Source organism: Sphingobacterium cavernae, from assembly GCF_008520265.1.
In the GTDB taxonomy this organism is placed as follows: domain Bacteria; phylum Bacteroidota; class Bacteroidia; order Sphingobacteriales; family Sphingobacteriaceae; genus Sphingobacterium; species Sphingobacterium cavernae.
This window is the reverse complement of sequence record NZ_VIQM01000076.1, coordinates 111,132-124,798: the sequence shown is the minus strand read 5'-3', so window position 1 is coordinate 124,798 and position 13,667 is coordinate 111,132. Positions and strand designations below refer to the sequence as shown.

Sequence of the window (13,667 nt, the reverse complement as noted above, 5' to 3'; positions counted from 1 at the left end):
CGTCAGAACCTAAATGCTGCCTATGTACAAGTGGTTTGTAATCGTGGTGCTTGCGGTATCGATAAGATGGGCGTCGAATCCCTTGTGGATTATCTTAGAGAGCATAAGGAGAAACTTTTAACATCCATCAAGCAGGGGAATTATTCTCCTGCACCGGTAAGACGTGTCGAAATTCCCAAAGAGAATGGGTCAAAACGAATGCTGGGCATCCCAACAGTAGTTGATCGGCTCATCCAACAGGGCATTAGTCAAATCCTAACACCAATCTACGAACCTGAATTCAGTGACCACAGCTATGGTTTTCGTCCGGGTCGCAATGCGCATCAAGCGCTTATCAAATGCAAGGAATACATTCAACAGGGGTATAAGTATTCCGTAGACATGGACTTAGAGAAGTTCTTCGATACGGTGAATCACAGTAAACTGATTGAATTATTATCACGCACGATCAAAGATGGAAGACTGATCTCACTTATCCATCGATACTTGAGAGCAGGTGTAGAAATAAACGGAAGGACTAAAGTAACTACAGAAGGTGTACCTCAAGGAGGCCCACTAAGTCCACTTTTGAGCAATATTATGCTTCATGAACTGGACAAAGAACTGGAATCTCGAGGACACAAATTTGTACGTTACGCTGATGACCTTATGATACTTTGTCGTAGTAAACGGAGTGCCTCACGGGTTATGGAATCGATCACAAAATTTGTTGAAGGTAAGCTGATGCTTAAAGTCAATAAAGAGAAAAGCGTCGTTCGTCATGTATCCAAGATTAAATTTCTAGGCTATAGTTTCTACAATTACAGAGGGGAGTGGCGCTTACGTATTCACCCTAAAAGTCTAGGGAAGATGAAAGCTAGGATTAAATGCCTAACGGGCCGCAGTCGAGGTTGGAGCGATGAACAGCGAATTCTCTACCTTAGGGAATACCTCACAGGCTGGATGCACTACTTTAAACTCTCGGACATGGGGAGTAATCTCCGGGATATGGATAAATGGTACCGTCGTAGGTTACGTATGGTCAAATGGAAACAATAGAAACGAATCAAGACTAAAATCACGAACCTGGTGCAACTAGGCGTGAGTAAGTACAAGGCGTATGAATGGGCCAACACAAGGAAAAGTTACTGGCACACAGCAAAAAGCTGGATACTGACAACAATCCTTTCCAACGACTATCTTAAACAACTGGGATACCCATCTTTACTGGCAGAATACAAGCGAGTTTGTGTTACAACTTAGGGAAGCGCCGTATACCGAACGGTACGTGCGGTGCTGTGGAAGGTCGGAACGGGAATTAATCCCGTTCCTCCTATCCGATTTTATGCTTAAAATTTATTAACTTAAACATGCTATCGATATATCATGGAAAAGATTATTAAATACCCACATCCAAATGGTGAAATCACAGTATTGTGGAAGCCAGAATTATGCATTCATGCGGGAGTATGCGTACGAATGCTTCCTCAAGTATATAAACCTAAAGAAAGACCATGGTGTAGTCCTGAGAATACGGATACAAAGCCTTTAATTGAGCAAATAATTAAATGTCCATCAGGGGCTTTGAGTTACGAGCTGAATAAATAATAATTTATTCACAGATTGATTATATTTAACTAACCAATCTATGAATTTATGTCTGTATCTATCTTAAGAGAAACAACTCCTCTGTCGGAGAAGGATTGTTTTATGGTCTTTTTTCGAGAGAAATCTTCCTTTGATTTTCCTTTACATGTTCACGCTGAGTATGAACTTAATTTTATTGAAAATGCGAAAGGCGCTCAGCGTATTGTTGGTGACAGCATAGAAGAAATTGATGACATAGAGCTTTCTTTTATTGCCAACGAGGACCTGGAGCACGGTTGGTTTATGCATAATTGTCAATCCGACCTCATAAGGGAAATCACTATTCAATTTCATCCTGATCTTTTGAATAATCAAATTCTTTCCAAAAATCAATTCGTATCCATAAAAAGATTATTTGAGAAAGCAAATAATGGGGTCACTTTTGCTAAAGAAACTGTTATTGAATTAAAATCACTTTTATATGATTTGACAAAGGAAAGGGAAGGATTTTATGCAGTAATGAAGCTTTTCGAAATATTATATAAGTTATCAAATTCTGCCGATTACAGAAGTCTTTCGAGCCGTTCTTTCCATGACAAAATGCAGGATTATGATAGTCGTAGAATTAATAAAATAATCCAATACTTGCGAAGTAATTATAATAAAGATATTTCATTAAAGAAGGTAGCTAATTTGGTGGGGATGACCGAAGTGTCAGTAAGCAGGTTTCTCAAGCAGCGCTCAGGTCGCACTTTTATTGATACATTAAATGATATTCGGTTGGGGCATGCCAGTCGGATGTTAGTCGATACTACGCATAGTATTGCTGAAATAGCATTGGATAACGGATTCAATAATTTATCTAATTTCAACCGTATTTTCCTGAAGAAAAAGGGAATTACTCCAACTGTTTTCAGAAATAAATTCAGAGATTCTAAAATCTATCTATAGGTATTTAATAAGTCGGTGTTGATAAAAAAATATTTTATTAAGCATGTCATTTGTGGGCTTTATCCAATATTTTGGTTGGAAATGTGTGATTAAAAGATAAAAAAGTATTATAGCTTAAGGTCGTATTTCTTGTAAATTTGAAATAAGCTATTGATAAAGCTATAACCAATATAAACAAAGTTTATCATTTAAAAAATTCAATCTAATTTATATCAGTTTAAGTGAATTTATTTGCTAATCTGTTATTGTCGAAAGTCTAGTGAATTGATATTCTGCGGAATGTATAAGAAACATCTATAACTAAATTATAAAATGTGGACGGTTTTCAAAAGTCGTTTACAGCCAATTTAAACATTTATCTATGAATAAATTTTATTATTTATTACTGATTTTTTTGGTTGTTCCAATTATTACGCATGCACAGACTTTGCAGATAACAGGAAATGTTACGCAAATGGATAGTGGCGAGCGTTTAGCTGGGGTTTCCATAAAAGTAAAAGGTACTGATGTGAGTGTCTTTACCAATCAAAATGGGGAATATTCTTTAAGTACAACTCGTGGAAGCACACTTGTGTTTTCGTATGTAGGGATGCTCTCAAAAGAAATTTTAGTTACAAACACTGTTTTAAATGTAGAATTAGCCTCATCCGAAAATACACTAGAAGAGGTGGTCGCTATCGGATACGGTACAATGAAAAAAAGTGATGTATCTGGATCATCTGCTACACTCAACGAAGAGAAGCTAAAAGGATCTGTCATCACAAATTTGGATCAAGCATTGCAAGGTCGCGCGGCTGGAGTCGCTACAGTATCCACTTCTGGTGCACCTGGTGCATCTGTCTCGGTTCGTGTTCGTGGGCAAGCAACTATTAATTCAAAGGCCGAACCATTGTATGTAATTGATGGTGTAATTATCCAAGGAGGTGGCAGTAGTGGTCATGATTTTGGTTTGGGGGATGCATTAGGAAATGGAAATGTTTCGACAGTGTCACCTTTATCGACGATCAACCCATCGGATATTTTGTCGATGGAAATCCTGAAGGATGCATCCGCAACGGCAATTTATGGAGCTCAGGGAGCGAATGGTGTGGTTTTGATTACAACCAAAAGAGGTCGTGCTGGACAAGCTAAATTTAGTTATGAAGGCATGTCAGCTTTACAAAATCAAATTGGCCGTCTTAATATGATGAATCTTCGTGAATTCGCGCAATTCAGTAATGATATCGCAGGAGAGGTAAATTCTAGAGATAATAGACCAGAATTTTTGGATCCATCACTATTGGGTGAAGGTACCAATTGGCAAGAGGCGATATTCCAAAAGGGATTGATGCAACAGCACCAACTTTCTGGGCAAGGAGGTACTGAATCTGTTAAATATTATGTTTCAGGATCATTTATGGATCAAGAAGGAACGGTAATTGGTACTAAATTCAATAGATACGCTTTTCGTTCAAATCTGGATGCACAATTGAAGTCATGGTTCAAATTAGGAACAAATGTGATGTATTCTTCGACGGATGAACGATTGAATCTTGTAGATAGTGATGAGGGGATCGTAAAATTTTCATTGCTGACTCCTCCAGATATCCCAATTTATGATATTGATGGCAATTACGCGAGTGTAGTTCGTGAGGGTTATACTACACTAAATCCCATTGCCAAGGCATTGAGTGATGACATTTTATTAGCACGAACAAAGCTTAACGGTAGCATTTTCGCTGATTTGAATATTCTTAAAGATTTGGTTCTTCATTCAGAATTGGGGTTTGATATTGGAGGTTCTAGAGCTGAATTATTTGAGCCAACCTTACAATTGGGTAATTGGAAAAGAACCATTAATTCGAGTGCTTGGCAACGAAACAATAACAAATTTTGGCAATTAAAAAATTATTTGACTTACACCAAATCTTTTGGTAAAGTACATAATTTGAATGCTATGATTGGACAAGAAGCCTGGGAATCGACCTATGAACACATGCGTATAAGTGCAACGAATCTACCGTCTAACGATATTAAGAATCCGCGACTTGGTATTGACCCGCAGATTAATTCTGGATTTGGTAGCGCTGCAATGTCCTCATTTTTTGGACGCTTTATGTACAATTATGATGACCGGTATATGGCGACGTACACGTATAGACGTGACGGTTCTTCTAATTTTGGACCGAAGAATAGATGGGCAAATTTTCATTCTTTTGCGGCATCGTGGCGATTTACAAATGAAGAGATTTTTAAATCGGACACTTCTATACTAAGTGATGGTAAGTTTAGATTTGGTTGGGGGCAAACGGGTAATTCGAATATTGGATCATATCTGTGGGGATCAAGTATTTCCACTATGCCGACTGGCTTAGGTCCTGGATATCGCCAGTCAAATATTGCGAATCCGTTTATTCAATGGGAAACTCAGGAACAGTGGAACTTCGGTTTAGATCTTTCATTTTGGAATGGAAGAGTTAATCTAGTTGCCGATGCTTACGATAAGACTTCAAATGATATGTTGATGTCACTTCAGTTGCCTTCATATATGGGAACGCGTGGTAATGCTTCTTCTGCATTGGCATCTCCGATGGGAAATTACGGCTCCATAAATAACAGAGGATTAGAAATTTCATTGAATACTAAAAATCTAAAAGGGGAATTCTCTTGGAGCTCTGATTTTCAAATTAGTTTCAACAAAAATAAGTTAACTGCCCTTGATGGAACAGCATCGGCACATATTGAAGGCTATGGCCAATGGAGTGATGTAGTCACGGTAACAAAAGTTGGTGAGCCGCTATATAATTTTTATGGTTATAAAGTAATTGGTGTATATAAGGATTTGGAAGATCTTCAAAATTCTCCAAAAGCAGAGAAATATCCTACAAATGGAGTCTTCAATAGATCTAATACCACTTGGGTGGGAGATTTAAAATATGCCGATTTGAGCGGTCCAGATGGTGTTCCTGATGGAATTATAAATACCTATGATCGAACAAATATCGGTTCTCCAATGCCAACATTTACTTTTGGTTTCAATAATACATTCAACTATAAAAATTTTGATTTGAATATCTTTTTGAATGGTTCGTATGGGAATAAAGTTATGAATTATGCTTCGATAAACTTCTCAAATATGTTGACAGCATGGAATAATCAAATGAGTGTTGTTAATGATCGAGCACTTCTAGAGCCTGTTAATCCAACTAAAACTTATCCTGCATCTGTGAATGGTGTTGTGGTGAACAATTGGTTTGAAGACATCACCAATGTTCGCGTTAAGAATCCTGACACAGATATTCCAAGAGCTATATTTAATGATCCTAATGATAATGATCGTATCAGTGATCGTTATATTGAAGATGGATCTTATCTGCGTATTAAGAATATAGCTTTGGGCTATACACTTCCTAATGCAATAAGTCAAAGATGGCGCTTTGATCAAGTACGTCTGTATGTGAATATTCAAAATTTGCACACCTTCACAAACTATACAGGATACGATCCAGAAATCGGCGTTAGTACAGCAAGTGCCAATGTGTATGGATTGGATAATGGACGCTATCCTTCGCCACGTGTTTATTCAGCAGGTATTAATTTGTCATTTTAAAAACCAGTTATGAAACTCATGAAAAAATTAATATACACTTCGAAAATTTTATTCATCACCTGGTTTTCTATGGTAGTAACGTCATGTGGTGATTTCTTGGAACGACCAACTATTGATAGCTATACAATCGATATTTTCTATCAAACGGATGAGCAATGTTATCAATCCGTGAATCCTATATATAGCTCACCGTGGTATGACTTTCAGCGTGGATTTTTCAAAGTCGGTGAAGTGCTTTCGGGTAATTACTATTGGGGAAATTCTCCATATATGACATTTACTATTAATTCCACCGATCAGGATTTGGTAAATATGTCCGCTTCCTTATGGTCTGTTAATGCCTATTGTAATGGTATTATAGAAAATATTGACATGAAATCTGGTCCTAATGTTACAGATTTTGCAAAGAAAACAGTAAAAGGAGAAGCTTTGGTTTGGAAAGCGATGACATACTTTTATTTAGTTCGCACATTTGGTGCAGTACCGATCATTCACAAAAATTCAGAAGAGATTTCTTCTGGTAATTATAATAATTTTTATAAAGCTCCTGTAGATGATATATACCATTATATTATTATGACTTTGGAGCAGGCCATCGAATGGTTGCCTACAAAAAATCGTGAAGGTCGAATTGACAGATATTCAGCGTATGGCTTACTATCGAAAGTGTATTTGACGAAAGCAGGATATGGCCAAAGTGGCACACGTAATCAAGAGGATTTGGATAGGGCAGCAGAATATGCGTTGAAAGTAATAGAAGAGAGTGGTCGCACTTTAGTTCCTGTGTATTCGGATATTTTCAGATTAAAGGGGAATTTTTCCTCAGAAAGTTTGTTGGCGTGGCATTGGACAGTTTCGAATAATTGGACTTCGCAGAATACTTTACAATCGGATTTAGCATTAACAGGTTTTTCTGAATTTGGAGATACTTGGGGAGACTGGGGTGGTCCATCAGTTGACTTGCAAGAGGCATTTGGAGAGAATGCCCTTTCACTGACACGAACCAATACAGATCGCCGTCGAAAAGCATCGATGATGATGTTTTCGGATAAGTACGAGTATTTCTGGTCTGATAAGGGCGGATTTGATTATTCGGATTTTGCTATTAATACGACAGGTGAGTTTAGATCACCGGTGGGAGCCAATAGTGTAAAACATCTTGTTGGTAATAATAATGACCATATCGTTGGTATAGGAACTGGTATGGCAAATATGGCAACAAGTTTGAGTACGCATTTATTGCGTCTTGCTGATGTCTATTTGATATATGCAGAAGCGGTATTGGGAAATTCAAGTTCCACGACAAATGCCAAAGGCTTGCAATGTTATAATCAAGTGAGAGCTAGAGCTGGTTTTACTGCAGCACGCACGAGTTATACATGGAGAGATATATGGATCGAAAGAAGATTAGAGTTAGCCTGTGAGGGTGATCGTTGGTACGATTATGTGCGTTGGCATTATTACGCACCGCAAGCCGCTATCACCGAATTAAAAGCTCAAAAGAGAGGTTCTTACATGGGATTAGACGATTTTTATAAAACTGGAGTGTTAAATCCTTCGACTACTATGTATGATAATAGTGCTCCTATTCCCAATATCACGGATGCGCACTTTACATTACCATTTCCTGATACAGATTTAGCGATGAATCCAAATTTATTGAAAGAGCCTGTAAAATTTGATTTTAGTTCAATCAAGTATTAATCTAAAACTTAGAATAAATGAGAACAAAATATAACATATTAAATGGGCTGATTTGTATACTAGGTCTATTTAGTTTGATCACAATGGAATCCTGTAAAAAGGAAGATCAGAAATTCCAACTAACAGATGGGAGCCCAACAATTCGTTATGTTCGATTGCCCGATGTAAACGTTAGTGATTCATTATTGACGAGTGCCTTTTTAGGTAATAGTATTGCTATCGTTGGGGAGAATCTTACATCCGTATCCGAAATATGGTTTAATGATCAAAAAGGCATTCTGAACACCAGTTTCGTTACTGATAATGTAATTATAGTTTCTGTCCCCCAACAGATTCCCGAAGCGGTCACAGATAAAATATATTTCATCAATAAGTCGAAAACAGATACAATCGGCTTTGGATTTAATATTTTGGTACCAGCTCCCGCTGTAGTAGAAATGGAATGTGAATATGTCAAAGCTGGAGATGTGGCGACAATACGTGGAAATTATTTTCTACCATTGGCTGGATCAGATAATCCTAAGGTCATCTTTACACCGAATATTAAAGCAACACAAATTGTATCGCATTCGCCAAATGAAATAAAAGTTGTAGTTCCTGCTGGGGCTACAGAAGGTCCAGTAGCTGTAGAGTCAAGATATGGATCAACACGATCAACATTTCATTTCAGAGATACGCGGGGCATGATTACAAATTATGATGCAGATTTTCCTATAGTAAATAGTTGGGGGAGGGCAGGAAGATTGGAGGAAGATCCGACTTATTCTTTGTCTGGGAAATATTTAAAACTTTCAGGCTCGTTTAGTGATCCAGGTGAATGGACGGTGGGTAGTGAAGGTGAAGCATTAAGTCATTATTGGGGCAATGAAAATGGACATACTGGTAATTTATTCACTTCAGATCCTGCTGCATCAGTATTGAAGTTTGAGGCAAATGTTCCAGTCAAATGGAGTGCTGTCGGACTATCTCTGATATTTGCGGGAGCGGGCACGACAAATGGCCCTCTTTATGAAGACGCAAAGCCAAGAGGTATTTGGATGCCCTGGAGAAATACAGGCGAGTATCAGACGAGTGGATGGGTAACTGTGTCAATACCCATTTCAGAATTTAAATATAATGGTGCTGCCACAGCATTGAGTGATCTACCGGAAGCATACAATAATCTCAATATATACTTAGGTAATAGAGGTTTACCGTATGTTGGTACAGCCTGTGACCCAGTAATATTAATAGACAATGTCCGTGTAGTTCCACAATAGGGATTTTATTAAATAAATAAGATTATGTTACATACTATAAAATACGGTCTTTCAAACAGCATTTTAGCTTTGCTTACACTTTTTACGCTACTGTTTATTGCCTGCGAAAAGGATGAAGTAAATGTTGATACCGTCCAATTGGAGGTTTTTGGACCATCGCCAGTACTTAGAGGAGGAGAAATACGATTTATTGGAAATAATTTAGATAAGGTTACTGCTGTAGTGCTTACAGGAGGTTTAGAAATTACAGAAATTCAGCGCTTAGGTAAAGAAGAAATACGTATTCAAATACCTCAAAACGCTCAGCCAGGTCTTATATCTTTAAAACATGCTGATGGCGAAATAAGTACGAAGACACCTTTGACCTTTTCAGAACCCATCAGTATTAGTAAAATTAGCCCGACTACCGTAAAAGCAGGAGATGTTTTGGTCATTGAAGGAGATTATTTGAATCTTATAAATGAAGTGATTTTTACACAAGATGCGGTTGTAAGTGCAGCGGACTTCAAGAGTCGTACACGTGCCAAAATCGAAGTTGTCGTACCTAAGGAAGCTAAAAGTGGTAAAATAAGTGTTTCTAATGGAATGGAAATTCCAATTGTAGTTTTTTCGGAAGCAGAATTGAATGTAACACTTCCTACTTTAATTTCAATAGCTCCAAACCCAATAAAACCTGAGCAAGAATTAACTATTAAAGGCACGAACTTTCAATTGGTCGAAAGTATTATTTTTCAAGAGGACTTGAAGGTTACTGCATTTACCGTAAATCCAGCAAATACTGAGATAAAGTTGAAAGTTCCCGAAATGGTGAAAGAGGGCTTAGTCAAGTTAGTTACTTTTTCTGGCATCGAAGTGGAATCCGCTGAATTGAAATTAATAGGACCAACTATTTCACAAATTTCATCAAATCCAGTTAAAAACGGATCGAGCTTGAAAATTGACGGTTCAAACTTAGATTTAGTTACCACTATTATTTTTGAAGGGGATAAAGAAGGTACGATCACTGTACAATCTGCTACATCTATTATTGTTACTGTACCGATGGATGCGAAATCGGGAGATGTAGTACTGAATACGAATTCGGGTAAGACGGTAACGACTAATGTGAATATGGTATTGCCTACTTTAAGTTCTTTTAGCCCTACCACGTTAATGGCAGGTGCGACTATTACCATTACAGGAACGAATCTGGATCTAGTTCGTAGTGTAATATTTGGAGGAAATCAAACTGTGGCAAATATTGTCGCAAACTCATCCACTACTATTCGCATAAATGTACCTGTTGCTGCAGAATCTGGAGTTATAAAATTAATTACTTCGAATGGTGCAGAGGTAACATCGGCTTCGAGTTTGATCGTTACTTCGCCTAATATTCCAGTGATTACACGAATAACAAGTCCTGTGAAGCCGGGTGAAATGCTCCGAATTGAAGGAACGAAGTTACATTTAGTAGAAAGCGTTTACTTTCAAAATAATGTAAAAGCTACTCAATATGTTTCACGAAGCGAAACTTTAATACAAGTATATGTACCAGCCAATGCTGCTAAAGGAAATGTAACATTGAAATTGGTGACTTTTGATGGTACAGAAGTAACATCACCTTCATTTGTAATATCAGGTACTGATCCAGTAGTAGATCCTTCCTATGTATTTTTTGATTTTGATGGTAAAAACTCGTGGTGGGGAAGTTATGGTAGTATAGAAAACCAATCGAGCCTTTCTATGAGTGGAAGCTATTTCCGAATCAACCAGAATTTACCAAGTGGATGGGCGGATTTCTTTTGGCGAAATAGTCAAAATGATATGAAAGTAGCAGGTGTTACAGTTTCAGAATGGGCAATCAAAATGGATGTAAATGTATTAGGAAATACTACCCAACGATTCAAATTTAGATTAAATGGATCAGATGGTGATTTTTGGGCTATAATTCCCGGGTTTGAAAACAAAGGAGGTTGGTATACGGTTACGATTCCTTTGACAGAATTCAGAGATGGTGAGGGGACCGGTACGAATCGGTTACCGAATGTACAAAACATTACGAATGACTTTGGATTAGCTACAGCTGGAGATGCAGGTTTTGTAAACATGTGTATTGATAATATTCGTTTTGAGAAGATAAAATAATATTTTTTGTGGAGTGATGAAGATCTGATTCACTCCACATTTTTTACAATAGCACAATAGGGTAATAATTTTAGCGCATGCGATTTATTCTCATTCTTTTAATTTATTTAAGTCAGTTTTCATTATCTGGATGTGCCAATTCCGAGCCAGTCAGAGAAAATGGCATTATTCCATTATTGGTCTCTTCTTCCATTGTTAATGGTGCGCAAGATGTTACGTATGGTTTACAGACTATAAAATTGACCTTCGATCAGAATATTATTCTAGCTGATAAAGATGCGGTTTTATTAAATGGAATGAAGTTAACTGATGTAGATGCTGCATTCAAAGAACTAAAAATAAATGTGCAATTGATGCATACTACCACATATGTATTGCAAATTTTGAGTACTGCTATCAAAGGTCCAACAGGAATATATGCAGAGGCTATGACTATTACTTTTAATACGATTTCCGAACCACAACAATATATTCAAACTGATTTAGTTACAACCAATGCATCTGCGCAAGCAAAGAATGTATATGGTTTTCTAAGAGAAAATTTTGGTAAAAAATCCATCTCTGGCACTATGGCAAATGTTAGTTGGAATACGAATGAAGCAGAATGGGTATATAAACATACAGGTAAATATCCTGCGTTGAATGGTTTTGACCTTATTCATTTGTACGCTTCTCCAGCTTCATGGATAAATTACAATGATACCAAAGTAATCGAAGACTGGTGGAATGCTAATGGCTTAGTGACTTTGATGTGGCATTGGAATGTGCCTGCAAACGAAGGTAGTTCAAATCATCATTTTTATACAAAGGATACACAATTCGATATTTCCAAAGCAGTGATTGAAGGTACATATGAACACAAAATAGTTTCTGCAGATTTAGAAAAGGCAGCAAATGTATTGCTATTGTTAAAAGATAAAAATATCCCAGTGCTCTGGAGACCTTTGCACGAAGCGGCGGGTAAATGGTTTTGGTGGGGAGCAAAAGATGCAAGTTCTTATAAGAAATTATGGATAATGATGTTTAATTATTTTAAATCTAGAGGATTAAATAATCTTATTTGGGTTTGGACATCAGAGACAAATGACGAGGATTGGTATCCTGGTGATGCTTATGTAGATATCATTGGATGTGATTTATACAATAGACCAACTTCTTCTTCAGTGTCAACAATTTATAATTATATCAACGCAAAATATCCGAATAAAATTATAGCATTAAGTGAGTTTGGTACGCTCTCAGATTTCACACCACAATGGGAGAGTGGATCTACATGGTCATGGATAATGCCTTGGTATGATTATGATCGAACTGTGGATGCTCGATCCAATAGTTTTAACGAAAAATCACATATGCATGCAAACATTGAGTATTGGAACAGACTATGGAGTAATGAATATGTATTGACACGAGACCAAATGCCAAATTTAAAATAATATAATACCCATCCAAATTATGAAAATTATTCGATTTATTACCTTAATGTTGTCCATTATATTACTTGCACAGATATCTTGTGCTAAAGATTTGGATGATGACCAGGCAGTTGTACTTGCTAAAAACTTCGTAGATAAAAATGGACATCTATCAGTTAAAGGAACTCAACTCGTAAACCAACAAGGAGATCCAATCATGTTGCGCGGAGTGAGCTTGGGTTGGCACAACTGGTGGCCTAGATTTTATAATTCAGAAACTATTTCTTGGCTTAACAAAGATTGGAATTGCAACTTGGTTCGCGCAGCAATCGGCGTAGAACCTGATGGAGCATTTTTAAAAAATTCAGCATTTGCATATGAGAAATTGTATACGGTTATTGATGCCGCGATACAAAATGGTATGTATGTAATTGTGGATTGGCATAGTCATCATATTTATACGGATGAAGCTATTGATTTTTTTAAAATAGTAGCTACAAAATATAAAGGAATACCAAATCTGCTCTATGAAATATACAATGAGCCCGAGAAGGACAGTTGGGAAGATGTCAAAGCTTACTCTGAAAAATTAATCAATGCTATTCGAGGTATTGATCGGACAGCAATTATATTGGTTGGAAGCCCACACTGGTGCCAAGATATTCATATTGTAGCCGATAATCCTATTATGGGACACACAAACATCATGTATACGGTGCATTTTTATGCGGCTACACATAAACAGTTTTTACGCGATAGAGCAGATTATGCGCTAAATAAGCAAATCCCAATTTTCGTTTCTGAATGCGCCGGAATGGAAGCTACTGGTGATGGTCCGTTAGATATGGAGGAATGGAATGTATGGCAATCATGGATGAATAAAAATAGTATAAGCTGGGTTGGATGGTCATTGGCCGATAAAAATGAAACCTGCTCTATGATTACTAATACAAGCTCTCCAATGAGTAAATGGATTGAAAGCGATTTAAAACCGTGGGGTAAACTTATTAGAGAAACTTTAAGAAGTAGCAAATAATTGATTTTATTTCAAAGATTAGG

Annotated in this window: 8 protein-coding genes and 1 pseudogene; all 9 read left to right on the top strand. The window is 37.1% G+C overall.

What is annotated here, in order from left to right:
• Window positions 1-15: 15 nt before the first annotated feature.
• Window positions 16-1,038, top strand: a pseudogene (ltrA, locus tag FLS47_RS14730) (group II intron reverse transcriptase/maturase); the annotation flags it as partial.
• 327 nt (window positions 1,039-1,365) lie between these two features.
• Window positions 1,366-1,587 carry a (4Fe-4S)-binding protein gene (locus FLS47_RS14725; RefSeq protein ID WP_149915108.1) on the top strand — a complete coding sequence of 74 codons (222 nt, stop codon included), beginning with the start codon at window positions 1,366-1,368 and terminating at the stop codon, window positions 1,585-1,587.
• Window positions 1,588-1,635: 48 nt separating this feature from the next.
• On the top strand, window positions 1,636-2,517 hold the full coding sequence (locus FLS47_RS14720; RefSeq protein WP_149915107.1) for an AraC family transcriptional regulator: 882 nt from the start codon (window positions 1,636-1,638) through the stop codon (window positions 2,515-2,517).
• A 361-nt stretch (window positions 2,518-2,878) separates the two neighbouring features.
• On the top strand, window positions 2,879-6,106 hold the full coding sequence (locus FLS47_RS14715; RefSeq protein ID WP_149915106.1) for a SusC/RagA family TonB-linked outer membrane protein: 3,228 nt from the start codon (window positions 2,879-2,881) through the stop codon (window positions 6,104-6,106).
• An 18-nt stretch (window positions 6,107-6,124) separates the two neighbouring features.
• Window positions 6,125-7,810, top strand: a complete 1,686-nt coding sequence (locus FLS47_RS14710; protein WP_223225316.1) for a RagB/SusD family nutrient uptake outer membrane protein — start codon at window positions 6,125-6,127, stop codon at window positions 7,808-7,810.
• Window positions 7,811-7,827: 17 nt separating this feature from the next.
• A complete protein-coding gene (locus tag FLS47_RS14705) occupies window positions 7,828-9,069 on the top strand; it encodes a glycan-binding surface protein (RefSeq protein WP_149915104.1) in 1,242 nt (413 codons plus the stop codon).
• 24 nt (window positions 9,070-9,093) lie between these two features.
• Window positions 9,094-11,193 (top strand): glycan-binding surface protein, encoded by a 2,100-nt coding sequence (locus tag FLS47_RS14700; protein WP_149915103.1) that lies wholly within the window; start codon window positions 9,094-9,096, stop codon window positions 11,191-11,193.
• Window positions 11,194-11,270: 77 nt separating this feature from the next.
• Window positions 11,271-12,629 (top strand): glycosyl hydrolase, encoded by a 1,359-nt coding sequence (locus FLS47_RS14695; protein ID WP_149915102.1) that lies wholly within the window; start codon window positions 11,271-11,273, stop codon window positions 12,627-12,629.
• 19 nt (window positions 12,630-12,648) lie between these two features.
• Entirely contained in the window at window positions 12,649-13,644 is a 996-nt protein-coding gene (locus FLS47_RS14690) for a glycoside hydrolase family 5 protein (RefSeq protein ID WP_149915101.1), read from the top strand.
• The last annotated feature ends 23 nt before the right edge of the window (window positions 13,645-13,667 follow it).